At 70.4% G+C, this 25,734-nt stretch carries 20 protein-coding genes and 1 pseudogene; 14 read left to right on the top strand and 7 right to left on the bottom strand.

Going from position 1 to position 25,734, the window contains the following annotated elements; translation table 11 throughout:
- The 3 genes from N4P33_RS14715 to hflX form a co-directional block, all read left to right on the top strand.
- Positions 1 to 443: ACT domain-containing protein (locus tag N4P33_RS14715; protein ID WP_313904515.1), on the top strand; the 443-nt coding region annotated here is incomplete at its 5' end.
- Positions 444 to 575: 132 nt separating this feature from the next.
- Entirely contained in the window at positions 576 to 2,165 is a 1,590-nt protein-coding gene (locus tag N4P33_RS14710; RefSeq protein WP_260826979.1) for a M1 family metallopeptidase, read from the top strand.
- A gap of 182 nt (positions 2,166 to 2,347) precedes the next feature.
- Complete coding sequence (gene hflX, locus N4P33_RS14705) at positions 2,348 to 3,841, top strand: GTPase HflX (RefSeq protein ID WP_260826977.1); 1,494 nt, start codon at positions 2,348 to 2,350, stop codon at positions 3,839 to 3,841.
- Between the two features lie 128 nt (positions 3,842 to 3,969).
- Here hflX and N4P33_RS14700 read toward each other — a convergent pair whose 3' ends face one another.
- Both N4P33_RS14700 and N4P33_RS14695 read right to left on the bottom strand, forming a co-directional pair.
- Positions 3,970 to 5,178, bottom strand: a complete 1,209-nt coding sequence (locus N4P33_RS14700) for a serine protease (protein ID WP_260826975.1) — start codon at positions 5,176 to 5,178, stop codon at positions 3,970 to 3,972.
- Positions 5,179 to 5,332: 154 nt separating this feature from the next.
- A complete protein-coding gene (locus N4P33_RS14695) occupies positions 5,333 to 6,553 on the bottom strand; it encodes a serine protease (RefSeq protein ID WP_260826974.1) in 1,221 nt (406 codons plus the stop codon).
- Between the two features lie 481 nt (positions 6,554 to 7,034).
- On the opposite strand from N4P33_RS14695, the gene N4P33_RS14690 reads away from it, so the two are divergent.
- The 3 genes from N4P33_RS14690 to N4P33_RS14680 all read left to right on the top strand — a co-directional run bounded on the left by N4P33_RS14690 (position 7,035) and on the right by N4P33_RS14680 (position 12,033).
- Entirely contained in the window at positions 7,035 to 9,002 is a 1,968-nt protein-coding gene (locus N4P33_RS14690; RefSeq protein ID WP_260826981.1) for an IucA/IucC family siderophore biosynthesis protein, read from the top strand.
- Positions 9,003 to 9,036: 34 nt separating this feature from the next.
- Positions 9,037 to 9,657: a GNAT family N-acetyltransferase gene (locus N4P33_RS14685; RefSeq protein ID WP_260826972.1), complete on the top strand. Its 621-nt coding sequence runs from the start codon at positions 9,037 to 9,039 to the stop codon at positions 9,655 to 9,657.
- A gap of 225 nt (positions 9,658 to 9,882) precedes the next feature.
- Positions 9,883 to 12,033, top strand: coding sequence for an ATP-dependent DNA helicase (locus tag N4P33_RS14680; protein ID WP_313904514.1), 2,151 nt, complete (start codon positions 9,883 to 9,885; stop codon positions 12,031 to 12,033).
- Here N4P33_RS14680 and lexA read toward each other — a convergent pair.
- On the bottom strand, positions 11,964 to 12,743 hold the full coding sequence (lexA, locus tag N4P33_RS14675; protein WP_210589133.1) for a transcriptional repressor LexA: 780 nt from the start codon (positions 12,741 to 12,743) through the stop codon (positions 11,964 to 11,966). The two genes, N4P33_RS14680 and lexA, sit on opposite strands and share 70 nt — an antisense overlap.
- A gap of 539 nt (positions 12,744 to 13,282) precedes the next feature.
- Between lexA and nrdR the strand changes: the two genes are divergently transcribed.
- Positions 13,283 to 13,840: a transcriptional regulator NrdR gene (gene nrdR / locus N4P33_RS14670; protein ID WP_260826970.1), complete on the top strand. Its 558-nt coding sequence runs from the start codon at positions 13,283 to 13,285 to the stop codon at positions 13,838 to 13,840.
- 159 nt (positions 13,841 to 13,999) lie between these two features.
- Positions 14,000 to 16,888 carry a vitamin B12-dependent ribonucleotide reductase gene (locus N4P33_RS14665; RefSeq protein WP_260826968.1) on the top strand — a complete coding sequence of 963 codons (2,889 nt, stop codon included), beginning with the start codon at positions 14,000 to 14,002 and terminating at the stop codon, positions 16,886 to 16,888.
- An 88-nt stretch (positions 16,889 to 16,976) separates the two neighbouring features.
- Here the strand turns inward: N4P33_RS14665 and N4P33_RS14660 are convergent, their stop codons facing one another.
- Positions 16,977 to 17,510, bottom strand: a complete 534-nt coding sequence (locus N4P33_RS14660) for a TerD family protein (protein ID WP_260826966.1) — start codon at positions 17,508 to 17,510, stop codon at positions 16,977 to 16,979.
- Positions 17,511 to 17,667: 157 nt separating this feature from the next.
- Here N4P33_RS14660 and N4P33_RS14655 point away from each other — a divergent pair, with 157 nt between their 5' ends.
- Genes N4P33_RS14655 through N4P33_RS14645 form a run of 3 tightly spaced genes read left to right on the top strand, consistent with a single transcriptional unit; the run spans position 17,668 to position 19,905 of the window.
- Complete coding sequence (locus tag N4P33_RS14655; RefSeq protein WP_260826964.1) at positions 17,668 to 18,273, top strand: YdbC family protein; 606 nt, start codon at positions 17,668 to 17,670, stop codon at positions 18,271 to 18,273.
- Positions 18,274 to 18,324: 51 nt separating this feature from the next.
- On the top strand, positions 18,325 to 18,984 hold the full coding sequence (locus N4P33_RS14650; protein WP_260826962.1) for a histidine phosphatase family protein: 660 nt from the start codon (positions 18,325 to 18,327) through the stop codon (positions 18,982 to 18,984).
- A gap of 12 nt (positions 18,985 to 18,996) precedes the next feature.
- Positions 18,997 to 19,905, top strand: a complete 909-nt coding sequence (locus tag N4P33_RS14645; RefSeq protein WP_260826961.1) for an ADP-ribosylglycohydrolase family protein — start codon at positions 18,997 to 18,999, stop codon at positions 19,903 to 19,905.
- Between the two features lie 264 nt (positions 19,906 to 20,169).
- Here N4P33_RS14645 and N4P33_RS14640 read toward each other — a convergent pair whose 3' ends face one another.
- The gene (locus tag N4P33_RS14640; RefSeq protein ID WP_260826960.1) at positions 20,170 to 21,717 is read right to left on the bottom strand and encodes an MFS transporter; all 1,548 of its coding nucleotides are present in this window, start codon (positions 21,715 to 21,717) and stop codon (positions 20,170 to 20,172) included.
- A gap of 186 nt (positions 21,718 to 21,903) precedes the next feature.
- On the opposite strand from N4P33_RS14640, the gene N4P33_RS14635 reads away from it, so the two are divergent.
- The 3 genes from N4P33_RS14635 to N4P33_RS14625 all read left to right on the top strand — a co-directional run bounded on the left by N4P33_RS14635 (position 21,904) and on the right by N4P33_RS14625 (position 24,005).
- Positions 21,904 to 22,527 carry a TetR/AcrR family transcriptional regulator gene (locus N4P33_RS14635; protein WP_260826959.1) on the top strand — a complete coding sequence of 208 codons (624 nt, stop codon included), beginning with the start codon at positions 21,904 to 21,906 and terminating at the stop codon, positions 22,525 to 22,527.
- Positions 22,528 to 22,608: 81 nt separating this feature from the next.
- A complete protein-coding gene (locus N4P33_RS14630) occupies positions 22,609 to 23,310 on the top strand; it encodes a ribonuclease HII (RefSeq protein ID WP_260826957.1) in 702 nt (233 codons plus the stop codon).
- A 68-nt stretch (positions 23,311 to 23,378) separates the two neighbouring features.
- Positions 23,379 to 24,005, top strand: coding sequence for a hypothetical protein (locus N4P33_RS14625; RefSeq protein WP_260826955.1), 627 nt, complete (start codon positions 23,379 to 23,381; stop codon positions 24,003 to 24,005).
- Between the two features lie 358 nt (positions 24,006 to 24,363).
- Here the strand turns inward: N4P33_RS14625 and N4P33_RS14620 are convergent, their stop codons facing one another.
- Positions 24,364 to 24,978 (bottom strand): hypothetical protein, encoded by a 615-nt coding sequence (locus tag N4P33_RS14620; protein ID WP_260826953.1) that lies wholly within the window; start codon positions 24,976 to 24,978, stop codon positions 24,364 to 24,366.
- A 314-nt stretch (positions 24,979 to 25,292) separates the two neighbouring features.
- Positions 25,293 to 25,734 (bottom strand): annotated as a pseudogene (locus N4P33_RS14615) (recombinase RecQ); the annotation flags it as partial.

Raw genomic sequence — 25,734 nt, 5'->3', positions numbered from 1 at the left:
TCCTCGTCGACCGACCGGGCGCGACCGTGCGTCTGGCCAGGTGCTGTACGCCCGTACCGCCCGACGAGGTGACCGGCTTCGCTGTGCGCGGGGGCGCGGTCACCGTGCACCGGGCCGAGTGCGCGGCGGTGGCGCGCATGACGAGCGCGGGGCGCGCGGAGGTCGGCGCGCGCTGGGGCGAGGGCGCCGAGTGCCGGGTCACGCTGGTCGCGGAATCGTTCGTCCGGCCCCATCTGCTCGCCGACCTCACCGAGGCGATGGCCCTGGAAGGGGCCGAGATCGTGTCCGCGACGGTGGAACCGCCGACCCAGCAACAGGTGCGCCACACCTACACCGTGCAGCTGGCGGACGCCGCCCGGCTGCCCGGGCTCATGCGGGCGATGCGCGATGTGCCCGGCGTGTACGACGTGAGCCGCGCCCAGCCGCAGACGCCGGGCGGCTGACCGGAACGGCGGCCCGCTCACACCGCCGATCGTGGCACTCGGCGCACCCGGCCGTTGATTCGATTACCCGATCGGGTGGGCCGGGAGCGCGCCGTCGACGCCGGGCACGCGCGCGTTGATAGCCGTGAGGCCATGCTGCTCACTCCCCACAGCCAGGCCGCCCGCCGCCGGGCCTCCCACAGCAAGACCCCACCCCCTCCCGCGCCCGGCGTCCGCGTGGCCCGCACCCGCCACCGCCGGACCGCCACCGCGCTGCTCGCCTCGGCCGTCTCCGTCTGCCTCCTCGCCGCCCGCGCCCCCGCCGTCCCCCTCGGAATCGGCGACCGTCTCTTCCCTCACCTGGGCAACCCGGGCTACGACGTCGCGTCCTACGACGTCTCCCTGAGCTACCCCGGCACCAACGACAAACCCCTCCAGGCCGTCACCACCATCACCGCCTGGACGACCGCCGAGCTGGACCGGATCAACCTCGACTTCACCCACGGCACCGTCCGCTCCGTGGAGGTCGACGGCGCCCCCGCGACCTTCACCAGCGCCGGCGAGGACCTCGTGATCACGCCCGAGGACGCCCCGGCCAAGGGCGCGTGGACCCGCATCACCGTGCGGCACACCAGCAACCCCGTGGCCGCCGAGGGCCGCGACGGGGGCTGGGTGCGCACCGCGGACGGCCTCGCCATGGCCAATCAGGCCGACGCCGCACACCTGGTGTTCCCGTGCAACGACCACCCCTCCGACAAGGCGATGTTCACCTTCCGCATCACCGCCCCCGAGGGCCACACGGCCGTCGCCAACGGTCTGCGGGCCGGCGTGGAGCGCACGCGCGGGGCGACGACATGGACGTACCGGACCGCCCACCCCATGGCCACCGAGCTCGCCCAGGTGTCCATCGGCCGCTCCACCGTCCTGCACCGCGCCGGTCCGCACGGGCTGCCGCTGCGTGACGTCGTGCCCACCAAGCACCGCGCGAAGCTCGAACCGTGGCTGGCGAAGACCCCCGGCCAGATCTCCTGGATGGAGGCCAAGGTCGGCCGCTACCCCTTCGAGACGTACGGCGTGCTCATGGCGGACGCCACCACCGGCTTCCAGCTCGAGACCCAGACCCTGTCCCTCTTCGAACGGCAGCTGTTCACCGACCCCGCCTACCCCAAGTGGTACGTCGAGTCGATCATGGTGCACGAACTGGCCCACCAGTGGTTCGGCAACAGCGTCAGCCCGCGCACGTGGTCCGACCTGTGGCTCAACGAGGGGCACGCCACCTGGTACGAGGCGCTGTACGCCGAGGAGAAGGCCGGAAGATCCATGGCGACCCGGATGAAGGCCGCCTACGAGGCATCCGACAGCTGGCGCGCGGCCGGGGGACCCCCCGCCGCCCCCAAGGGTCCGGAGCCCGGCCAGAAGATCAGCATCTTCCGGCCGAACGTGTACGGCGGTGCCGCGCTCGTCCTGTACGCCCTGCGCCAGGAGATCGGCCGCTCCGCCTTCGAGCGGCTGGAACGCCGCTGGGTCACCGACCACCGGGACGGCAACGCCACCACGGCGGACTTCGTGCGGCTTGCCTCCGAGGTCGCCGGGCGTGACCTGACCGGCTTCATGAACGGCTGGCTCTACGGCGCCAGGACCCCGCCGATGCCCGGCCACCCCGACTGGAACCCCACGCTGCGCACGGCGAAGTCCATGCCGTCCGGGGCACCCGGGGCGGTGAGGGAGCGCTCCGCGCGGTGACCGGGGTTGCGCCCGGGCGGGCACGGGGAATAACACGGTGACGAGACGGGTCGTACCGTGCGACCATCGTCAGGTCCGCGCGGTACGGGCCCCGGGAATCTCCCGCGGAGCTCATGCGTTGTGGACAGTGAGGATGAGCCCCGTGCCCGTCCCCGACGGTTTCCCATCGACGTAAGGATCCAATGACCTCCTCTTCATCCCCTTCCCAGGACACCACGCGCCTCGCGCAGACCTATACCGAGGGCCTTCGGGCCGATGCCCTGATGGAAGAGGACGTCGCCTGGAGCTTCGAGATCGACGGAGAGCGGGACGGCGACCAGTTCGACCGCGCCGAGCGTGCGGCCCTGCGCCGTGTCGCCGGCCTCTCCACCGAGCTCGAGGACGTCACCGAGGTCGAGTACCGGCAGCTCCGCCTGGAGCGGGTCGTGCTCGTCGGCGTCTGGACCTCGGGAACCGTGCAGGACGCGGAGAACTCCCTCGCGGAGCTGGCCGCCCTCGCGGAGACGGCGGGCGCCCTCGTCCTCGACGGAGTGATCCAGCGCCGCGACAAGCCCGACGCGGCCACCTACATCGGCTCCGGCAAGGCCGCGGAGCTGCGCGACATCGTCCTCGAGACGGGCGCGGACACCGTCATCTGCGACGGTGAGCTCAGCCCCGGACAGCTCATCCACCTCGAGGACGTCGTCAAGGTCAAGGTCATCGACCGCACGGCCCTGATCCTGGACATCTTCGCCCAGCACGCCAAGTCCCGAGAGGGCAAGGCGCAGGTCGCCCTCGCGCAGATGCAGTACATGCTGCCGCGGCTGCGCGGCTGGGGTCAGTCGCTGTCCCGGCAGATGGGCGGCGGCAAGGGCGGCGGCCTCGCCACCCGTGGTCCCGGTGAGACCAAGATCGAGACGGACCGTCGCCGGATCCGCGAGAAGATGGCGAAGATGCGCCGTGAGATCGCGGAGATGAAGACCGGCCGCGACATCCAGCGCCAGGTGCGCCGGCGCAACAAAGTGCCGTCCGTGGCCATCGCCGGCTACACCAACGCCGGAAAGTCCTCGCTGCTCAACCGCCTCACGGGCGCGGGCGTGCTGGTCGAGAACGCCCTGTTCGCGACCCTCGACCCGACCGTGCGCCGGGCCGAGACGCCGAGCGGCCGGCTGTACACGCTGGCCGACACGGTCGGCTTCGTCCGGCATCTGCCGCACCACCTGGTCGAGGCGTTCCGCTCCACCATGGAGGAGGTCGGCGACTCCGACCTGATCCTGCACGTGGTGGACGGTTCGCACCCGAACCCGGAGGAGCAGCTGGCCGCCGTGCGCGAGGTGATCAGGGACGTCGGCGCCACCGACGTGCCCGAGATCGTCGTCATCAACAAGGCGGACGCGGCCGACCCGCTCACGCTCCAGCGGCTGCTGCGCGTGGAGAAGCGCTCCATCGCGGTCTCCGCCCGCACCGGCAGGGGCATCAAGGATCTGCTGGCGCTCATCGACAACGAGCTGCCCCGCCCCGCGGTGGAGGTCGAGGCGCTCGTGCCGTACACGCACGGCAAGCTCGTCGCCCGCGCCCATGACGAGGGCGAGGTGATCTCCGAGGAGCACACCCCGGAGGGCACCCTGCTCAAGGTCCGGGTGCACGAGGAACTGGCGGCGGATCTCGCGCCGTACGTTCCGACACCGGCCGGCTGATTCCGCCGCCGCGCAGCCAGTGCGAAGGTCCGCCCCCTGCTCAGGCAGGGGGCGGGCCTTTCAGCATGCTCGCGCTTGGTCCGCTTGGTCCGCTTGGTCCGCTTGGTCCGCGCCGTAGCGCGCCGGGGTCACTGACCGCCGTAGCTCTTGCTCATGTTCTGGTACAGCGCCTCGGCGTCCCGTCCCAGCTGAGGGCCGGCCAGCCACGTGTTGTCCGTCGGGCCGATCGAGGTGTTGGACACCAGTACCGTCTTGCCGTTCAGCACGCGGAACCAGCCGCCACCGGAGGAGCCGCCGGTCATGGTGCAGCCGATGCGGTACATCGTCGGCAGGCTCGGGCTGAGCGACAGCCGGCCGGGCGTGTCCAGGCACTTGAACATCTGCAGCCCGTTGTACGGCGGAGCGGCGGGGTAACCCCAGGCGCCCATCCTGCCCGCCTCGGCCGCGGACGGAGCGGAGAAGTCCACGTCCAGCGCGGCACCGACCGTCTCCTCCAGGGACTTCGCGCCCTGCTCCGGCTTCACATGCAGCACCGCGTAGTCGTACGCCGCTCCCGCGCCGCCCGTCTGCGAACCGCCCTGGATCCAGCCGTTGGACGTCGACGCCCATTCCGCCCACCAGTTGCCGTACGGGGCGATCTCCGTGGGGTTCGCGTTGGTCAGGTCGGCCTCGGACTTGCCGAGGTCGTTGTAGGCGGGGACGAACACGAGGTTGCGGTACCAGCCGCCGTTGCCACCGGCGTGCACGCAGTGGCCGGCGGTCCACACCAGGTTCGACTTGCCCGGGTGGTTCACGTCCTTGATGACCGTGCCGGAGCAGACGCTCGGGCCCTCGGGGGAGTCGAAGAACACCTTGCCCACCGCGGCCGCGTTCTCGTGGTACGGCGTCTTCTCGGGCACCGCGGTGACCGGAGCCGGCTCCGGATCGCTGACACCCTGGTCGGCCGAGGCGTCCTTCGTGGAGATCGTCTTGTCGGCCTCCTTCGCGGACTTCATCCGCTCCGGCTTCCACAGGCCCTCGATCACCGGGTTGACGAAGTCCTTGGCCTCACTGAGCCACTTGTCCTTGTCCCAGTCCTTCCAGCCGCCCTCCTTCCACCGGTCCACGTCGATCCCGTGCTCCTTGAGCTTGTCCGCGATGTCGGACGGGATCCGGACCTTGCCGGCGTCGCCGTCGGCGGCCTGGGAGGCGGTGGCGTCGGGCTTGCCGCTCGCCTTGTCGTCACCGGAACCGCCGCACGCGGTCGCGGTGAGCGCCAGGGCGGCGACGAGTCCGGTGGCGGCGACGACGCCGCGACGTCCACGCCTGCGTGGAGCGGACGTACGTATGGAACGCATGGTGCGATGACCCCCGTTGAAGCGGATGAGTGTTTTGACTGCACATGAATGCCTGCCGCGCAGGCCTCCAGTGATGCGCGCGGGAGACGCCGGTGGCCGCAGCCACCGCGGGGCCCCTTCCGCCCGCCCGGCGGCAGGCGGAAGGGGATACCGGTCACTGACCGGCGAACTTCTCGCTGACCGCCTCGTAGATGCCCTTGGCCTCGTCACCGAGACGCGGGCCGGCCAGCCAGCCCGATGTCACCGGGCCGATCGACGTGTTGGACACCAGCGCCGGCTTTCCGTCCGCACCCGTGGCCACCCAGCCACCACCCGACGAACCGGCCGTCATGCTGCACCCGATGCGGTACATCGTCGGGTCCGACGCGTTGATCGACAGCCGGCCCGGCCGGTCCTGGCAGCGGTACAGCGTCTGACCGTCGTACGGCGGCGCGGCCGGGTACCCGATCGCGGTCACGCTCTTCATCTGCGGCACCGCCGGAGCCTCGAAGTCCACCGGCAACGCCGAACCGACCGTCTCCTCCAGCGACTTGCCGCCGCTGTCCTCCTCCGGCGTCACATGGATGACGGCGAAGTCGTACGAGGCGCCGTCCCCGCCCGTGGCACCGCCCTGCTCGATCCACTGGTCCGAGGTCTGCGCCCAGTCACCCCACCAGACGCCGTACGGAGCGACCTCCTCCTTGGTGGCGCTCTCCAGCTCCTCGGCCGGCCTGCCCGCGTCGTTGTACGACGGCACGAACGCGATGTTGCGGTACCAGCCGCCCTTCTTGCCCGCGTGCACACAGTGGCCGGCCGTCCACACCATGTTGGACTTGCCCGGGTTCGCCGGGTCCTGAACGACCGTCGCGGAGCACACCATGGTGCCCTCGGGGGAGTCGAAGAACACCTTCCCGGCCGTGGGCGCGCTGGAGTGGTACTTCGGCGGCACGGCCTGTGCCTGCACCGGTTCGGGCGTCGGATCCGTCACACCCTGGTCACCGGAGATGTCACCCTCGTCGACCCCCTGGTCGGGCTCCTCGGCGTCGCGCATGCGGTCCGGGTCCCACAGGTCCTCGATGATCGGGTTGACGAAGTCGTTGGCCTCGCGCAGCCAGTCGTCCTTGCTCCAGTCCTTCCAGGCGCCGTCCTTCCACTTGTCTATGTCGATCCCGTGCTCCTTGAGCCGGTCTCTGATGTCGTCCGGGATCCTCAGCTTGTCGTCGCCGGACGCGGCCGTCGCGGAGGCGTCGCCGCCCGCGGCCGCGTCACCCGACTCACAGGCCGTGACGGTGAGCGCGAGAGCCGAGGCCAGTGCGACCGCGGCCAGTACGGGGGAGGTTCTGCGGCGCGGCCTTCCCCCTCTGCGCGTGGTGGAAGACGGCCGTGTGAGTCGCATGATCTGAATCCCCCTGATGTGGACGAACTTGGCGCTTCGACCGTGCTTTCGTGCTGAACTCACCGGGAGTTCGCACCACCCACGGCCTTCTGGAACGGCACCACACACTATGCGCTCGCTGTGGGGGACATCCGACGGAACGGCAACGGTTCCGTCACGGCAAGGATCTTGAGGCAACCCGTAACCCGGTGAGCGGTCCCCGGTTGGTAGCCGTGGGAGGACCGCGGTCCGGCGGGAACGCGCCGCCGCGCGCACCGCGTCGTGGACCACATCTCGGTCCGCATCCCCGCCCATCACGACCGACGGGATGCTGCACGCGCCTCCCCGTCGGACCGGGGGCCTCGAGCGACCGACGCCAGGAGGAGCCGACTTGCACGCCATGCCCACCCCGGACGACCGCACTGCGCAACGCGCGACCGACTCGGGCCCCGACGACACCGGCAGCGGTGCCGACTCGGTGAACACCCTGCTTCCGCACCAGATGAGCGAGCAGATGGGTACCCGCTGGTCCCAGGTCCCGGTCCTGGACCCCTTGCAGCATCCGGATCCCCACATGGCGGCCCAGGCCGCGGGCGTGGAGAACCTGCTGCGCTGCTGGGTCCGCGAAGCGGGCCTGCCCGCTCCTGACGGCCCCACTCTGCGCATCCCGCTCCCGGCCAGCGGCACGGCCCTGCTCGTCCCCGTCCTGTACTGGTCCCCGACCGGATGGCACCGCTTCGGCCTCCCGTACCTGGCCGACGCCCCGCACACCGCAGCCCCGGCCGACACCACCCTGGTCGCCGCCCTGCTCAGTAGGGAGAGCACCCCGCACACCCCTGCGCTCAGCCGGCCGACGACGACCTCCGACCACCGTGCCGGTCCGGCAAACGGCCATGACACCGCCGACAGCACCGACCTCGTCGCGCGCGTCGCCGACTCCGTCCGGCGGGTCACCACCTTCATCACCGACCGCCGGAGCAACCCCGACGACGGGCCCGACCTCTTCCTCGCGGCGGAACAGGCACTCGTCCTCGGACATCCGCTGCATCCTGCCCCGAAGAGCCGGCAGGGCCTGTCGGAAGCCGAAGCAGCGCCGTACTCACCGGAGTTGTGTGGTTCCTTCCCCCTGTACTGGATGGCTGTCGCCCCCTCTGTCCTCGTCACCGACTCCGCCTGGACCGAACGCGGACGCCGTGTCCCCGCGGCCCACCTCACCGCTCGTCTCGCCGATCCGGGACTGCCGCTGCCGGACGGATACACGGCTCTTCCCCTGCACCCGTGGCAGTGGCGCGAGATCCGGCACCGCCCCGACACCGCGGCCCTGTTGGACGCCGGCCTGCTCCGTCCACTCGGCAGTCACGGCAGGCCCTGGCACCCCACCTCCTCCGTACGCACCGTCCACCGGACCGGCGCTCCCGCGATGCTCAAGCTGTCCCTCGGCCTGCGCATCACCAACTCCCGCAGGGAGAACCTCCGCAAGGAACTCCACCGCGGTGTCGAGGTCCACCGCCTGCTGCGCACCGGCCTGTCCCAGCAGTGGCAGGCCGCGCACCCGGGCTTCGACATCGTCCGCGACCCCGCCTGGCTCGCCGTGGACACACCGGCCGGCGACCCCGTGCCCGGCCTCGACGTCGTGATCCGGCACAACCCGTTCCAGCCCCAGGACGATGTGGCCTGCCTCGCCGGGCTTCTCTCGCCACGCCCGTCCGCCGGGCCGCCCGCCGACGCAGCCGCGACGGCCGCCGAAGCAGCCGCACTCGCCGCCGAAGCAGCCGCGCAGACGAGCCTCGACCCGTCCGGGAGCGTCGCCGTCAGCACTGCCGACCGTCCCGCAGCGCATGCTCCCGTCATGGCGTCACGGCTGGCCGAGGTCATCACGCGCATCGCCGGCCGGACCGGCCGTCCCCGAGCAGCCGTCGCCACCCAGTGGTTCCTGCGATATCTCCACCACGTGGTGAGCCCCGTGCTGTGGCTGGACGGAGAGGCCGGCATCGCCCTGGAGGCGCATCAGCAGAACACGCTGCTCCTGCTGGACGCCGACGGATGGCCGGTGGGAGGCCGGTACCGAGACAACCAGGGCTACTACTTCCGGGCCTCCCGGCGCGCCGAACTCGATGCCCGGCTGCCCGGCATCGGCGAGGAGAGCGACACCTTCGTCTCCGACGAGGTCACCGACGAACGGTTCGCCTACTACCTCGCCGTCAACAATGTCTTCGGTCTCATCGGGGCCTTCGGCTCTCAACGCCTCGCCGACGAACGCCTGCTGCTCGCCACCCTCCGTCGATTCCTCGTCGAGGCGTCCTCCGGCCCGGCCCGGACGCGCAGCACCTTGCCCGCACGGCTCCTCGACTCACCCGTCCTGCGCTGCAAGGCCAACCTGCTGACCCGGCTGCACGGCCTCGACGAGCTCATCGGCCCGGTCGACACCCAGTCCGTCTACGTCACCATCGCGAACCCCCTCCATTCCTGATGCTCGATGCCCGTCTCCTGAGAGGAGCGTCTTCGTGTCCCTCACCGATGCGGCCGCCGACAGCGGCACTCACGCTCCTCATGGCGAGCTGCTCGACCGGGTCGGCGACTGGGGACCGGTGAGCACCCCCGTCGGCTGCTTCCGTCTGGTCCCCGTGCGCCTCGGACGAGACCTGCCCCTGCTGACGCGGTGGATGAACGACCCCGCGGTCGACGCGTTCTGGGAGCTGTCCGGACCGCCGGCCGTGACCGCGGGCCACCTGCGGCCCCAACTGAGCGGCGACGGCCGCAGCGTGCCGTGCCTCGGCACGCTGGACGGCGTGCCGATGAGCTACTGGGAGATCTACCGGGCGGACCTCGACCCACTCGCCCAGCACTGTCCCGTCCGGCAGCACGACACCGGCGTTCACCTTCTGATCGGTTCCGCCCCCGATCGGGGGCGGCATCTGGGCGGCGTCCTGCTCAGAGCCGTGGCCGACCTGATCCTCGACCGCCGGCCCGCCTGCATGCGCGTCATCGCGGAACCCGACCTTCGCAACATCCCGTCCACCGCCGCCTTCCTCACCGCCGGTTTCCGGTTCTCCACCGAGGTCCGCCTGCCCACCAAGCGGGCGGCCCTGATGGTCCGGGACCGGTCTCTCCGTCATCTGCTGTAGCGCTGTGTCACTGCGCTTTCACATGTGGTACACCGCCGAGGCCGGATCGGTTCCACGTCTCGCCGAGGCAATTTCTGCCGCCCGGGCGCCTCGTCGGCCGACCGCGACGTCGCAGCCTCCCACCCGTCACCGCCCCCCTGACCCAAGGAGCGTGCTCTTGATCGCACCCCCTGCCCCAGCCGTGATCGCCCGATTGTCAGTGCCGGGTCGTAGGGTGGTCGCGCTATGACAAAGCCCTCACTCCCCGAACTCCTGCATGCTGCCGTCACTGCCGTCGGCGGTACGGAGCGTCCCGGCCAGGTGGCCATGGCCGAAGCCGTCGCCGAGGCGATCGACGACGGCTCCCATCTGCTGGTCCAGGCCGGCACCGGCACCGGTAAGTCGCTCGGCTACCTCGTGCCCGCGCTCGCGCACGGGGAGCGCGTCGTCGTGGCGACGGCCACCCTCGCCTTGCAGCGCCAGCTGGTGGAGCGCGACCTGCCGCGCACCGTGGACGCGCTGCACCCGCTGCTGCGCCGCCGTCCGGAATTCGCGATGCTCAAGGGCCGGTCGAACTATCTCTGTCTGCACCGGCTGCACGAGGGCATGCCGCAGGACGAGGAGGAAGGGCTCTTCGACCAGTTCGAGGCGGCCGCACCCACCAGCAAGCTGGGCCAGGACCTGCTGCGCCTGCGCGACTGGGCCGACGAGACGGAGACCGGCGACCGGGACAATCTGACACCGGGCGTGTCCGACCGGGCCTGGGCCCAGGTGTCGGTGTCTTCGAGGGAGTGCCTGGGTGCCACCAAGTGCGCCTACGGCGCCGAGTGCTTCGCCGAGATGGCCCGCGAGCGCGCCAAGCTCGCCGATGTCGTCGTCACCAACCACGCGCTGCTCGCCATCGACGCCATCGAGGGCGCGCCGGTGCTCCCGCAGCACGAGGTGCTGATCGTCGACGAGGCGCACGAGCTCGTGTCCCGCGTCACCGGCGTGGCCACCGGGGAACTCACCCCGGGCCAGGTGAACCGCGCGGTGCGCCGCGCCGCGAAACTCGTCAACGAGAAGGCCGCCGACCAGCTCCAGACCGCGGCCGAGGGCTTCGAGCGGCTGATGGAGCTCGCGCTTCCCGGCCGCCTGGAGGAGATCCCGGAGGACCTGGGATACGCGCTGATGGCGCTGCGCGACGCCTGCCGGACGGTGATCTCGGCGATCGGCGGAACCCGCGACAAGTCCGTGCAGGACGAGGACGCGGTCCGCAAGCAGGCGCTGGCGTCGGTGGAGAGCGTGCACGACGTGGCGGAGCGGATCACCAACGGCTCCGAGTGGGATGTCGTCTGGTACGAGCGGCACGACCGGTTCGGAGCCTCGCTGCGGGTCGCCCCCATGTCCGTCTCCGGCCTGCTGAGGGAGAAGCTCTTCGCCGACCGCTCGGTCGTTCTGACGTCCGCGACCCTGAAGCTGGGCGGCGACTTCAACGGGGTGGGCGCGTCACTGGGGCTCGGACCCGAGGGCGCCGAGGGCGACGACCTGCCGCAGTGGAAGGGCGTCGACGTCGGGTCGCCGTTCGACTACCCCCGGCAGGGGATTCTCTACGTCGCCAAGCATCTGGCCCGGCCGGCCCGCGACGGCGATCGCGGGGACATGCTCGACGAGCTCACCGAGCTGATCCAGGCGGCGGGCGGCCGCACCCTCGGCCTGTTCTCCTCGATGCGCGCGGCCCAGCTCGCGGCCGAGGAGCTGCGCACGCGGATCCCCGAGTTCCCGATCCTGCTGCAGGGGGAGGAGACACTCGGCGAACTGATCAAGAACTTCGCCGCCGACCCCAGAACCTGTCTCTTCGGCACGCTGTCGCTCTGGCAGGGCGTCGACGTGCCGGGGCCCAGCTGTCAGCTGGTCGTCATGGACAAGATCCCGTTCCCGCGCCCGGACGACCCGCTGATGAGCGCCCGCCAGAAGGCCGTGGAGGACGCGGGCGGCAACGGCTTCATGGCGGTCGCCGCCACCCACGCGGCGCTGCTCATGGCGCAGGGCGCAGGACGTCTCGTACGGGCCTCGGGCGACCGGGGCGTCGTGGCCGTACTGGACCAGCGGCTGGCGACGGCTCGTTACGGGAGCTATCTCAAGGCGTCGTTGCCCGACTTCTGGTACACCACCGACCGTAACCAGGTGCGGAAGTCGCTGGCCGCGATCGAACACCGTCAGTCACCGGGGCGCGGGAGTTGTGGGGCCGGGACCGCACGGGACAACACAGGACCCCGGAACCGGCGCAGGGGTCCCGGGGCCCGGTCACTGGGCGGGGCGGCCGAGGCTCGCTCCCGCTGCCGTGCTCAGACGCGGCGCAGAACGGCCACCACCTTGCCGAGGATGGTCGCGTCGTCGCCGGGGATGGGCTCGTAGGCCGAGTTGTGCGGCAGCAGCCAGACATGGCCGTCCTCGCGCTTGAAGCGCTTGACGGTGGCCTCGCCGTCGAGCATCGCGGCCACGATGTCGCCGTTCTCGGCGACGGGCTGACGGCGGACCGTGACCCAGTCGCCGTCGCAGATCGCGGCCTCGATCATGGAGTCGCCGACGACCTTCAGGACGAACAGCTCACCGTCACCCACGAGCTGCCGGGGGAGCGGGAACACATCCTCGACGGACTCCTCGGCCAGGATCGGTCCACCGGCGGCGATACGGCCCACCAGCGGGACGTACGACGCGGCGGGCTTGCCGGCGGTGTCCGTGGGCTGCACGGAGGCGGCCTGGTCGGAGCCGCGGACCTCGTAGGCGCGCGGGCGGTGCGGGTCGCGACGCAGGAAGCCCTTGCGCTCCAGCGCCATCAGCTGGTGCGCCACCGACGAGGTGCTGGAGAGGCCCACCGCCTGGCCGATCTCGCGCATCGACGGCGGATAGCCGCGCCGCTGGACCGAGTCCCTGATGACTTCGATCACCCGGCGCTGGCGGTCGGTGAGTCCGGAGCTGTCCGCCCGGATGCCGGGAGGTCGGCCCGGCAGGGAGCGCTTGTGTCCCTCGGGGTTCGTGGCTTCGTTCATGGCGTGCACCGGCTCGAGTCGGCCCTGGGAGCGGTCCTGGGCAGTGATGGTGGCACTGTCTGCGGTGGTGGTCACGTCGGCCCCTCTCGATGGTCTCCCTGCAGCACAACGGTAGTTGCTTTCGAAAGGTTGCGCCAAACACACGTTCGAGTGAAAAAACTCGGATTGGTGCACGTGATCTTGCGCTGAGGTGTATTGGCTGCCGGGTTCCTGCCGGACAAACGGGCCATTTGGTTGTTGTACGCTTCACCGCCGAGGCGATGACCTCGACAGTGGCCCCAGTCTGCCATCACGCCTCCGACGACGCGGGGAGCGGCCCGCAGTCTCTCCTGGAGTCGCACGTCCCCTCCTTCGGGCGTGCACGCCGTCTCCCCGTGTGTCGGGAGGTCCCGAGGGGGCGCCGTGCCGCCACCAGGCTCTTCTCGGCGACACGCGTGCAGGGCGTGTATGTATGAGCCAATCCCCACATCTAGTGGTTGGATTGCCGCAGCAGCCCAGAAGTTGTGGTCCCCCGGGTCTTCGCGCCCGCTGAGATCGCCTATGCTGGAGCTGCTTCGTGGGGCCCAAGAGGCCCGGCGAGGCTATTGAGTCTGCTGTGAGGAGGGTTGGAGTTCATGCACTGCCCCTTCTGCAGGCACCCCGACAGCCGGGTCGTGGACAGTCGTACGACCGACGACGGCACGTCGATCCGCAGGCGCCGCCAGTGTCCTGACTGCTCCCGTCGTTTCACGACCGTGGAGACGTGCTCGCTCATGGTGGTCAAGCGATCCGGGGTCACGGAGCCCTTCAGCCGCACCAAGATCATCAATGGTGTGCGCAAGGCGTGCCAGGGACGGCCGGTCACCGAGGATGCGCTCGCCCAGCTCGGCCAGCGCGTCGAGGAAGCGGTGCGGGCCACCGGAAGCGCCGAGCTGACCACCCACGACGTGGGTCTGGCCATACTCGGCCCGCTGCAGGAGCTCGACCTCGTCGCCTATCTGCGGTTCGCCTCCGTCTACCGGGCGTTCGACTCGCTCGAGGACTTCGAGGCGGCGATCGCGGAACTCAGGCAGGCGGAACAGCCCGTCGCGGACGACGAGGACCGCGCGGGAGCTGTCGCGGGGAGCCAGGAAGACGACAGCGGGTCCACGAGGGCTGCGCAGGCCCTCGAACCCGCGCACACCGCCGGCTGACCGGCGAAGCCGTTCGCGAGGCCGGTTCCGGGGACCGGCCGGGCGGCGGAGAAGACCTGTTGCGGGCGAAGCGCGTGGGTGCCCGCAACACCAGACAGAACACGTGCCACGGGAACAACGGGGCACTTCAGGGCGTTTTTGCCCGTACAGGGAGGCGGCATGACAGAGACGGCGAGCGGTCCGGCACGGAGTTCCCGAGCCAAGAGCAACAAGGCCGGCAAGGGACTGCGTGTGGAGCGCATCCACACCACCCCGGGAGTCCACCCTTACGACGAGGTGGCCTGGGAGCGCCGTGACGTCGTCATGACCAACTGGCGCGACGGCTCGGTCAACTTCGAGCAGCGCGGCGTCGAGTTCCCCGACTTCTGGTCGGTGAACGCGGTCAACATCGTCACCAGCAAGTACTTCCGCGGTGCCGTCGGCACCCCGCAGCGCGAGACCAGCCTCAAGCAGCTGATCGACCGCATCGTGAAGACCTACCGGAAGGCCGGTGAGGACCACAAGTACTTCGCCTCGCCCGCCGACGCCGAGATCTTCGAGCACGAGCTGGCCTACGCCCTCCTGCACCAGATCTTCAGCTTCAACAGCCCCGTCTGGTTCAACGTCGGCACCCAGCAGCCCCAGCAGGTCTCCGCCTGCTTCATCCTCTCCGTCGACGACTCCATGGAGTCGATCCTCGACTGGTACAAGGAAGAGGGGATGATCTTCAAGGGCGGTTCGGGCGCCGGTCTGAACCTCTCCCGGATCCGCTCCTCCAAGGAGCTGCTGTCCTCCGGCGGCAACGCCTCCGGCCCGGTCTCCTTCATGCGCGGAGCCGACGCCTCCGCCGGCACCATCAAGTCCGGTGGCGCCACCCGTCGCGCCGCCAAGATGGTCGTCCTCGACGTGGACCACCCGGACATCGAGGACTTCATCGAGACCAAGGTCAAGGAAGAGGAGAAGATCCGCGTCCTGCGCGACGCGGGCTTCGACATGGACCTGGGCGGCGACGACATCACGTCCGTCCAGTACCAGAACGCCAACAACTCGGTCCGTGTGAACGACGAGTTCATGAAGGCGGTCGAGCAGGGCGGACAGTTCGGTCTGCGCGCCCGGATGACCGGCGAGGTGATCGAGGAGGTCGACGCCAAGTCTCTCTTCCGCAAGATCGCCGAGGCCGCCTGGGCGTGCGCCGACCCCGGCATCCAGTACGACGACACCATCAACAACTGGCACACCTGCCCCGAGTCCGGCCGGATCACCGCGTCGAACCCGTGCAGCGAGTACATGCACCTGGACAACACGTCCTGCAACCTGGCCTCGCTGAACCTGATGAAGTTCCTCAAGGACGACGGCAAGGGCAACCAGGCCTTCGAGACCGAGCGCTTCCAGAAGGTCGTCGAGCTGGTCATCACCGCGATGGACATCTCCATCTGCTTCGCGGACTTCCCGACCCAGAAGATCGGCGAGAACACGCGCGCGTTCCGCCAGCTCGGCATCGGCTACGCCAACCTCGGCGCCCTGCTGATGGCCACCGGCCACGCCTACGACTCCGACGGCGGCCGCGCCCTCGCCGGTGCCATCACCTCCCTGATGACCGGCACGGCCTACCGCCGCTCCGCCGAACTCGCCGCGGTCGTCGGCCCGTACGACGGCTACGCCCGCAACGCCGACGCCCACAAGCGCGTCATGAAGCAGCACGCCGACGCCAACGGCACGGCCGTGCGCATGGACGACCTGGATACCCCGGTATGGGCCGCCGCCACCGAGGCATGGCAGGACGTGCTGCGCCTCGGCGAGAAGAACGGTTTCCGTAACTCCCAGGCCTCCGTCCTCGCCCCGACCGGCACCATCGGCCTCGCGATGTCCTGCGACACCACCGGTGTCGAGCCCGACCTCGCGCTGGTCAAGTTCAAGAAGCTGGTCGGCGGCGGCTCGATGCAGATCGTCAACGGCACCGTCCCGCAGGCCCTGCGCCGCCTGGGCTACCAGGAGGAGCAGATCGAGGCGATCGTCGCCCACATCGCCGAGCACGGCAATGTGATCGACGCCCCCGGCCTCAAGCACGAGCACTACGAGGTGTTCGACTGCGCCATGGGCGAGCGCGCCATCTCCCCGATGGGCCACGTCCGCATGATGGCCGCCATCCAGCCGTGGATCTCCGGCGCCATCTCCAAGACGGTCAACATGCCGGAGACGGCGACGGTCGAGGAGGTCGAGGAGATCTACTTCGAGGCCTGGAAGCTGGGCGTCAAGGCGCTCGCCATCTACCGCGACAACTGCAAGGTCGGCCAGCCGCTCTCCGCCAAGAAGAAGGACGTCAAGGAGGAGAAGGCCGAGGAGCCCGCCACCGTCGAGGCCAAGGTCGAGAAGGTCGTCGAGTACCGTCCGGTCCGCAAGCGGCTCCCCAAGGGCCGTCCCGGCATCACCACGTCCTTCACGGTCGGCGGCGCCGAGGGCTACATGACCGCCAACTCCTACCCGGACGACGGTCTGGGCGAGGTCTTCCTGAAGATGTCCAAGCAGGGCTCGACCCTCGCGGGCATGATGGACGCCTTCTCCATCGCCGTCTCCGTCGGCCTGCAGTACGGCGTGCCGCTGGAGACGTACGTCTCGAAGTTCACCAACATGCGCTTCGAGCCGGCCGGCATGACCGACGACCCGGACGTGCGGATGGCGCAGTCGATCGTCGACTACATCTTCCGCCGCCTGGCGCTGGACTTCCTGCCCTTCGAGACGCGCTCCGCGCTCGGCATCCACTCCGCCGAGGAGCGCCAGCGTCACCTGGAGACCGGCTCCTACGAGCCGGCCGACGACGAGGTCGACGTCGAGGGTCTGGCCCAGTCGGCGCCGCGCGCCCAGGAGCTGAAGGCGGTCTCCACGCCCAAGGCCGAGGTCGAGGCGGCCAAGCCCGCCCCGCAGCAGGCCCACACCAGCGCGGAGCTGGTCGAGATGCAGCTGGGCATCCAGGCCGACGCCCCGCTGTGCTTCTCCTGCGGCACGAAGATGCAGCGCGCGGGTTCCTGCTACATCTGCGAGGGCTGCGGCTCGACCAGCGGTTGCAGCTGACCCGTAGGTTTCCATGAGTAAGGGGCGCCCACCAATGGGGGGCGCCCCTTACTCATGACTCATGCCGGGCGAGTGACGGCTTGTTCGCTCAAGGGCGGCGCGGTGCCCCCATCGTGCGCGTGAAGGTGGCCGGATCGCCGTCGAAGCCAAGGACGCCGGGGCGGAACTCCCACGGGCCGGAGCCGTCCCTGACGAACTCCGCGACCCTCGCCGCGGTGGCGTCCGGAATTCCGCCGAAGTCGTCCTCGGCCAGGACGTCGTAGCCCTCACGGATGCGCAGGCCGGGGTTGGTCACAGCGGCGAACGTCCGCAGCCCCTGATGCTGCTGGATGATCACGCCGACCGCCACGCGCGCGTACCGCTCGGCCAGCCGATCCAGCTCCAGTGTCATGACTTCGTCGTAGCCGAAGCCCTTGCCGTCCTTGCTGTCCCGGTTCAGCGTGATGGTGCCGTCGGGGGAGCGGCTGTCGAAGTGCACCACATAGGCGGGGTCGCCCTGGGTGTCGCCCGCCAGGTAGGGCGCGGCCACGAGATCCAGATCGGTGGACGGCTGCCCCGACGGACTCGGGTCCCACCTCAGCGCGATCTCGACCTTGCGGATGCCCTTGTTGAGGCCGTTCACCAGACTTCCCCTTCCCCGTGACGGTGCTGCCCGCTCACCCCAACTGCCGGTTTGGCCCGGCAGATTGCCCATCCTGCCACGCGCGCGGAAGCCCGTGCCGGGAAGCAGTGCACACGAGCGTGACCGGCGCCACGCTCCGTGGCCTTACGATGGCGCGGTGCTGGTCAAGTGGATTCGCTGCACCGTGGTGGACCGCCGCGGTTTTGAACGGGGGCAGCGGAAGTGGGCGGGGCTTCTGGGGGAGCCGGGGTTTCGCGCGCAGGGCGGCGGCTGGAGCCGCGGGCGGCCGGATGTCGCGCACATCTTCTCCTTCTGGGAGAGCCGTGCCTTCTACGACTCCTTCATGGCGCGCTCCCACGACCGGCTCGCCTCGGCCCAGTCGGGGACCTTCAAGGATCCACAGGTCAGGCTCTTCGATCACCGCTTCGACGTGAAGACCGGGTTCGAGCCCCGTTTCACGGACGCCGACCTGCTGAGGGTGGCGCTCTGCCGTGTCCACGAGGAGCGGGCCGAGCACTTCGTCCTGATGCAGGAGAAGGTGTGGAACCCGGCGATGGCCGGCTCGCCGGGCATGGTCCGCGGCCTGTTCGGCGAGGCGCCGGGCAACGAGTTCCTGGTGCTGTCGATGTGGCACTCCGCCGCCGAGCACGGCAAGTACCGGACCGAACGCGTGGAGCGCCTCGCCCTGAGGGCCCAGACGGAGACCGACATCGCGGCCCTCACAGGGGACATCGTGGACATGGAACAGGCCTGGACGGTGTGAACGCCCCATGCGCACCGAGAGCGCGAGGCGGCGTACGACTAGGGTTTTGGCATGGCACGACCACGGCGCATCGTCCTTGTCCGGCACGGTGAATCAACGGGCAATGTTGATGACTCCGTGTACGAACGCGAACCCGATCACGCGCTGGCCCTCACCGAGCGGGGCCGGCAGCAGGCCGAGGAGACGGGCAAGCGGCTGCGCGAGCTCTTCGGCCGGGAGCGCGTCAGCGTGTACGTCTCGCCTTACCGCCGTACGCACCAGACGCTGAGCGCCTTCCACCTCGACCCGGAGCTCATACGGGTGCGAGAGGAGCCGCGGCTGCGTGAGCAGGACTGGGGCAACTGGCAGGACCGCGACGACGTGCGCCTGCAGAAGGCCTACCGCGACGCGTACGGCCACTTCTTCTACCGCTTCGCCCAGGGGGAGTCCGGGGCCGACGTCTACGACCGGGTCGGCGGTTTCCTGGAGAGCCTGTTCCGCAGTTTCGAGGCTCCCGATCATCCGCCCAACGTGCTCATCGTGACCCACGGCCTCGCGATGCGGCTGTTCTGCATGCGGTGGTTCCACTGGACCGTGGCGGAGTTCGAGTCGCTGTCGAACCCCGGGAACGCGGAGATGCGGATGCTCGTTCTGGGGGAGGACGGCAAGTACACGCTTGACCGGCCCTTCGAACGCTGGCGTGATCCGGAACCCTACGGGATCACCGGATAGAGTGGCAGGGCGATGACCGCTGACTCCTCTCCCGTCGGGCGCCTGGACCGCGCCCTGGCCAGCCTGCGCGGACTGTCGGTGGGGGACGCGCTGGGCTCCCAGTTCTTCGTCCCGGTGAACTACCCGCTGCTCAAGCGCCGCGAGCTGCCCCCCGGCCCGTGGCAGTGGACCGACGACACGGAGATGGCCTGCTCGGTCGTCGCCGTCCTCACCGCCCATCACCGGATCGACCAGGACGCCCTCGCCCGGTCCTTCGCCGAGCACCAGGACTTCGACCGCGGCTACGGCCCCGCGGTCGGCCGCCTGCTGCGGCAGGTCCGCGAAGGCGGCGACTGGCGGGAACTCGCCGCCGCGCTGTTCAACGGACAGGGATCCTGGGGCAACGGCGCCGCGATGCGCATCGCCCCGCTCGGCGCGTGGTACGCCGACGATCCCGAGCAGGCCACCCACCAGGCCGAGATCTCCGCCTACCCCACGCATCAGCACCGCGAGGCCGTGGTCGGTGCGATGGCCGTGGCCGCGGCGGCCGCGCTCGCCGCCGCCCCCGGCGGACCGCCCGGGGCGGAAGCCCTCCTCGACGGGGTCATCGACCTGGTGCCCAAGCGGAGCGCGGTGGGCGCGGGGCTGCGCCGTGCCAGAGACATGCTCGACTACGGCGACGCGGCCACGGTCGCCGCCGTGCTCGGCTGCGGACGGCGTACGACGGCTCATGACACCGTGCCCTTCGCGCTGTGGTCGGCCGCCCGTGGTCTGAGCGACTACGAGCAGGCGTTCTGGACGACCGCCCAAGCGGGCGGGGACGTCGACACCACGTGCGCGATCGTGGGTGGAGTGATCGCCGCCGGTAAGGCCGGGGCGCCGCCCGCTCACTGGGCCGACCAGGTCGAGGCTTTGCCTGCGTGGCTGCCGGCTTCTGTCTAGTTGGAAACTCTCCGTGCATTCCGGGAACTCTGCGTAACCGTCCGCTCGTTGTGGGGACATCCGCTGTGTGCGGCATGAGCTCTCACAGGGCGAGGGTGTTCACCGGAAGGCATCGGGGGTGTGGTCGTGGACGTGCTGCGTGTCGTCCTGCTTCTTCTGCGGGCTCTGTGGGGAGCCGTCGCACGGGAGCGGCCCGGCGCCCTCCGACCTGCCCCCGTGACACGGGTCGGTGAGCTGCCGGGCCGGGTCCGTCGTCCTCCGTCGTCAGCCGATACCGGGTCCGGCCGAGCCGGAGAGCGCATCGAGGTCGCTCTTGCGGACCCTGATCACCAGCCACGCGGTGGCCAGCGCCAGGACGGCCATGGCGGCCGCCGGGATGAAGGCCGTCGAGATGCCCTGCGCCAGCACTTCGTGGCCCCAGGGCGCGGGCAGCTGGTGCGTCTGGGCGAACTCGGCCTTCTGCTCCGGCGTCGCCTCGGCCAGGAAGGCCGGCATCTGCTTCTCCGCCTCGTCCCTGCTCGCCGTGCCGAACACCGTGGTGAGGAGGGCCAGTCCCACCGAGCCGCCCACCTGCTGGGTCGCGTTGAGCAGTCCCGACGCCGCCCCCGCCTCGTGCTGAGCCACACCCGAGACGGCGGTGAGCGTCAGCGTCACGAAGTTCAGGCCCATGCCGAAGCCGAAGATCAGCATCGGGCCGAGGATGCCGCCGACATAGGAGCTGTCGGAGCTGATCAGGGTCTGCCAGGCGAGCCCGATCGCCGCGAGCGCCGAGCCGACCAGCATGAACGGCTTGGGACCGAGCACCGGCAGGAACCGCTGCGACAACCCCGCTCCGAGGGCGATCACGACCGTCACCGGCAGGAAGGCCAGACCCGCCTCGATCGGGGTGTACCCGAGGACGTTCTGCACGAAGAGAACGATGTAGAAGAACATGCCGAACATCGCCGCGGCCAGGCTCAGCATGATCAGATACGTGCCCGAGCGGTTGCGGTCGGCGAACATCCGCAGCGGCGTGATCGGCTCCCTGGCGCGGGACTCGATGAGCGCGAAGGCCGTCAGGAGGACCACCGCCGCGGCGAAGGAACCGATGGTCAGACTGTCTCGCCAGCCTTCGTCCGCGGCCCGGATGAAGCCGTAGACGAGCGAGGCCATACCGGCCGTCGAGGTCACCGCGCCGGCGATGTCGAAGCGGCCGGAGTGCCGTTCGGACTCGCTGATGTACAGCGGGGTGAGCACGGCGATCAGGACACCGATCGGCACGTTGACGAAGAGCACCCAGCGCCAGTCCAGCCACTCGGTGAGCATGCCGCCGGCGAGCAGACCGATGGCGCCGCCGCCCGCGGAGACCGCGGCGAACACGCCGAAGGCCCGGTTGCGCGCGGGTCCCTCGGGGAACGTGGTGGTGATGAGCGCCAGCGACGTCGGCGACGCGATCGCACCGCCGACACCCTGCAGGACGCGGGCGGCCAGCAGTTGCCAGGGCTCCTGGGCGAGTCCACCGAGCAGCGAGGCGAGAGTGAACAGCAGGATGCCGCTCATGAAGACGCGGCGGCGGCCGAGGATGTCACCGGCCCGGCCGCCGAGGAGAAGCAGACCACCGAAGGTCAGGGTGTAGGAGCTGACCACCCAGGTGAGGTCCGTGGTGCTGAACTCGAGAGCGTTCTGGATGTGCGGCAGCGCGATGTTCACAATCGTCGCGTCCAGTACCACCATGAGTTGGCAGGCGGCGATGACGGTGAGCGCGATGCCGGGATGACCGTCCCGGCGAGCCGCACCGGGCTTCTGGTCCTGAATCAACGGAGAGGTTGTCACTATGGGTCCCCCATGAGTGCGTCAGTGAACGCTCGCGTTCACTGTTGCGTCAACGGTAGGAGTCCCGGACAGTGAACGCAAGCGTTCACTGAATGCGTCTCCGTCCGGCATGTCCCCCGTAGATGCCGGACGGTGCGTCCCCGATCCCCGGAATGCCCGCTTCCTCTGCTCGTTGGAGAGAGTCAGATGGTTACTTCGAGCTGGGCGGCCGCCCACGCTCAGACGGCCGCTTCCCGTCGCCGCGGCGCCGTGCTGGAACGCGCGATCCTCGACGCCGCCCTGGAACAACTCAGCACCGTCGGCTGGAACGGCCTGACGATGGAGGGCGTCGCCGCCGGCGCCCAGACCGGAAAGGCCGCCGTCTACCGCCGCTGGCCCTCCAAGGAGGACCTCGTCGCCGACGCCCTGCGGGCCGGACTGCCGCAGCTCGCGGCCGCGCCGGACCTGGGCAGCGTGCGCGAGGAACTGCTGGAGCTCTGCAAGCGAGCGCGCGACGCGATGTACTCGCGGCCGGGCGTGGCGCTGCGTGCGGTCATTCACGAATGTGACACCACCCAGGCCGAGCGCTTCCACGGTGTGATCTTCGAAGGGGTGGTGGAGCCGACCATCGCGATGCTGCGCGGCGTGATCGAGCGTGGAATCGAGCGGGGCGAGGTGCGACCGGACGCGGCGAACGGCTACGTCTTCGACGCTGTCCCGGCGATGATGATGTACCGCTCCAAGATGTGCGGGAGCGAATGGCCGGACGCCGATCTGGAGGAGATGATCGACCAGTTGATGGTTCCGCTGCTGCGGCCGACCGGGATCTGAACCGGTGCCGCGGAGGGCCTCATGTCCGACGGGGAACCGGCCTGTCGCGCGCCGTCGCCGGCGGCGTACGCTAAGGGCGCCATGCCGTACGAACCACCCACTCACACAGTCGAGCGCTCACTGCGCGCCACGACCGGGGCGAAGATCATTGCAGGTGTCGACGAGGTGGGCCGCGGTGCGTGGGCCGGGCCCGTCACCGTCTGCGCGGCGATCACCGGGCTGCGCCGGCCCCCCGAGGGGCTCACCGACTCCAAGCTCCTGACGATCAAGCGGCGCACCGAACTCGCCGAGACGCTGCGGACATGGGTGACGTCGTACGCCCTCGGCCATGCGTCGCCGGAGGAGATCGACGACCTCGGGATGACGGCCGCGCTGCGGCTCGCGGCGGTCCGGGCGCTCGAAGGGCTGCCGGTCCGGCCCGACGCCGTGATACTCGACGGCAAGCACAACTACCTCGGCGCACCCTGGCAGGTCCGTACGGTGATCAAGGGTGACCAGTCATGTGTGGCGGTTGCGGCGGCCTCGGTGATCGCCAAGGTTCAGCGCGACAAAATGATGGCCGAACTGGGTATCGACCATGCAGACTTCGGTTTTGCGGACAACGCCGGGTATCCGTCGCCCGTGCACAAGGCCGCACTGGAGGTTCGGGGGCCCACCCCGCACCACCGGTTGTCGTGGGCGTATCTTGATGCGCTGCCCCAGTGGCGGCACCTCAAGAAGGTCCGCGCCTTCGCGGACGGAAGCGTTCCGGAGATCGAGGGTCAGCTCGGCTTCGATTTCTGACGGTTCCGCTCGCACTCAAGTGCCACCCGGCGGCGCGAGCCGTACCAACGTTTGATAAAAATCAGCTCATGCCTCTCATTCCCGAGGAGCCTCAGATTCACGAGAGTGCCCAGGGTCCCCGCGCCACTCCGGCCAGCGGCCGCACCGCGCCGACCCCCCGCCCCGTACCCGGTCCCCGCCCCGCGGCTCCGTCGCGTCCCGGACGTCCCGGCCCCGTCCGGCCCGCGCCGCCCGCCCAACGCACCTCGCGCGATGGGGCCACCGCGGCGAAGCCCGGTCCTTCGGCTCCGGTCGCCTCTGCCCCGGCCCCGCAGATCCAGCTGATCCCCGCTTCGGCCCAGGGGGCGCTCGACGCCGCCGAGGAAGCCGTGGACCTGCTCCTGGATTCGGGCCGTGCCCCCGGTGACGTGCTGGTCATCACCACCGGCGAGCAGCACCCGTGGGCCACCCACGAACTGTCCTTCGGTGAAGCCTCCTACTGGGCTCAGCACGACGCCGGTGACGACGTCTTCTACGCGGACGCCGCCGTCGCCGACCGCGCGGGCAAGCGTCCCGTCGTCGTGGTCGCCGTCAACGGTGGTGCCGAGGACCTGGCCGCCTCCGCCCTGTCCGTCGCGCACGCCAAGGCAGGGGCCCTGCTGATCGTCTGCGGCGACCCGCAGCGCATCAACTCCGTGCTGGGCGCAGGGGTCTGAGCCGACGCTCCTTGTGCCGGGACCGGCGCCCCTCACGTCCGGGCTAGCGCCCCTTGTGTCGGGACCGGCGCCCTCCGCGTCCGGGCCAGCGTCCTACGTGTCCGGACGGGCGTGACGGGTCACGCGCCGGTCGCGGACGGCCACGTTGCTGTCGCCGACGGCCACGCGCCTCCCGCCCGGCCTAGCCGTCGAGCGGCCGGCCGCGTTGGCGACCAGGTGGCGGCGCAGCGGGAGGGCCGCCGACGCCCGGTCACTCGGGCCTGGCGGCCGATCACCGGTGGCGCGTCCCACGGTTGGGGACGTGCTCCCGGGCTCCGACCGCCGACAGACGCGCGAAGCAGCCGGGCAGCGCGTGCCCTCAGCGGGCGGCTGCGCGACGGAGAACGTCTGATGCCACGCCGCCCGTGCGCGGTATCCGGGGCGGCGACTCGGACATGGCGAACGGCTCCGGTGCAGAGTCGGCACTGGGGCGGCGTCCGCCGCGGCCCTCGCCGAGCACCTGCCAGCCGTCCCGGGTCAGTGTGATGTACGCCCCGCAGCGCAGCCCGTGGAGCGTGCAGGCATCCCGCAGCCCCCACATCCACGCGCCGTCCTCCTCCGTCCAACGCGCGTCCCCGTCACGGCAGTAGAGCAGGACCGCCGTGCGCACGGGCGTGCGGCGGCGCAGATCGTGCGGGATGACCCGGCGCAACTGGGCCAGCAGCGCGTTGCGGAACATCCAGCCGTCCGCCGGTGCGGGGCGACGGGTGAAGGACGCACTCGCCCGCAGACGCTCGTCCGGATCGAGCACGGCGACGATCGCCGTCGCCGGACCGGGACGATGCCGGGCGTGCAGTCCGCTGACGACCTCACGCGGGTTGCGCAGCAGCGGAATTCCCGCGGCGGCCCACTCCGCGGGTTCGAGCACACGGGTGGCGGAAGCGGCGGGCGTCGACAGTGAAGCCGCCGAGGACGGAGCGAATCCGAAGGTCACGATCCTCCCTTCGGCTACGCCCACACTGCGGGCGGGTCGGATTCGGGGGAGCGCGCACGCGACAGAGCCCTACCGGAGCGGCAGACGAGCCGTACGGGTGCGGACTTCAATTCTTCCTGTCGAACTTGGATGCGGCAACGAGCAATTGAGGCAGCCGACCACTATGTGACGTTGAGTGGCTTATATCCCCAGGAAGTGTATGAACGGACCACGCATGAGGCGTTCGACCCCGACACGTTCGTACGGCATGCGGATGCGCGGTGTCCAGAGGCGTGCGCGGAGAGTTCCGGCACCGGTCGGCCTCCGACGCGCCCTCAGCCCTGCACCGCCAGCACCAGCGGCAGCACCCCCTCGGCACCGGCGCGCCTGAGCAGCCGCGCCGCCACCGCGAGGGTCCAGCCCGTCTCCGTGTAGTCGTCCACGAGGAGAACCGGACCGTGCGCTTCGGCGAGCGTGGCCGCGAGCGCGGGCGGCACCGTCAGCGCCCCGTCGAGGGCCTTCAGGCGCTGAGCGCTGTTGCTGCGGGACGCCTGGCCGGGGCGGGCCTCACCGGTGTACTCCACCGAGCCGAGCAGCGGCAGCCGTCCGATCTCCGCGATGCGCGCACCCAGCGTGTGGATCAGCCGCGGCCGGCTGTGCGAGGCGACGGTGACCACGCCGACGGGCCGTGGCTGGGCGTCCGGCGCTCCGGAGGCCCAGCCGCCGGGTCCCCTGGCCCAGTCGGCCAGCACGCCCACCACGGCGCGCGCCACGTCG

The organism is Streptomyces sp. 15-116A, assembly GCF_025290915.1.
Lineage (GTDB): Bacteria > Actinomycetota > Actinomycetes > Streptomycetales > Streptomycetaceae > Streptomyces.
Note: the sequence above shows the minus strand (reverse complement) of the source record. Positions and strands in the feature narration are given on the sequence as shown.

Excerpts from the sequence above, each read along its gene's own strand:
- N4P33_RS14680 (WP_313904514.1), top strand. The coding sequence starts at position 9,883 with ATGACAAAGCCCTCACTCCCCGAACTCCTGCATGCTGCCGTCACTGCC.
- nrdR (WP_260826970.1), top strand. The coding sequence starts at position 13,283 with ATGCACTGCCCCTTCTGCAGGCACCCCGACAGCCGGGTCGTGGACAGT.
- N4P33_RS14650 (WP_260826962.1), top strand. The coding sequence starts at position 18,325 with ATGGCACGACCACGGCGCATCGTCCTTGTCCGGCACGGTGAATCAACG.
- N4P33_RS14695 (WP_260826974.1), bottom strand. The coding sequence starts at position 6,553 with ATGCGACTCACACGGCCGTCTTCCACCACGCGCAGAGGGGGAAGGCCG.
- N4P33_RS14630 (WP_260826957.1), top strand. The coding sequence starts at position 22,609 with ATGCCGTACGAACCACCCACTCACACAGTCGAGCGCTCACTGCGCGCC.
- N4P33_RS14710 (WP_260826979.1), top strand. The coding sequence starts at position 576 with ATGCTGCTCACTCCCCACAGCCAGGCCGCCCGCCGCCGGGCCTCCCAC.
- hflX (WP_260826977.1), top strand. The coding sequence starts at position 2,348 with ATGACCTCCTCTTCATCCCCTTCCCAGGACACCACGCGCCTCGCGCAG.
- N4P33_RS14690 (WP_260826981.1), top strand. The coding sequence starts at position 7,035 with ATGAGCGAGCAGATGGGTACCCGCTGGTCCCAGGTCCCGGTCCTGGAC.
- N4P33_RS14665 (WP_260826968.1), top strand. The coding sequence starts at position 14,000 with ATGACAGAGACGGCGAGCGGTCCGGCACGGAGTTCCCGAGCCAAGAGC.
- N4P33_RS14625 (WP_260826955.1), top strand. The coding sequence starts at position 23,379 with ATGCCTCTCATTCCCGAGGAGCCTCAGATTCACGAGAGTGCCCAGGGT.
- N4P33_RS14635 (WP_260826959.1), top strand. The coding sequence starts at position 21,904 with ATGGTTACTTCGAGCTGGGCGGCCGCCCACGCTCAGACGGCCGCTTCC.
- N4P33_RS14645 (WP_260826961.1), top strand. The coding sequence starts at position 18,997 with ATGACCGCTGACTCCTCTCCCGTCGGGCGCCTGGACCGCGCCCTGGCC.
- N4P33_RS14700 (WP_260826975.1), bottom strand. The coding sequence starts at position 5,178 with ATGCGTTCCATACGTACGTCCGCTCCACGCAGGCGTGGACGTCGCGGC.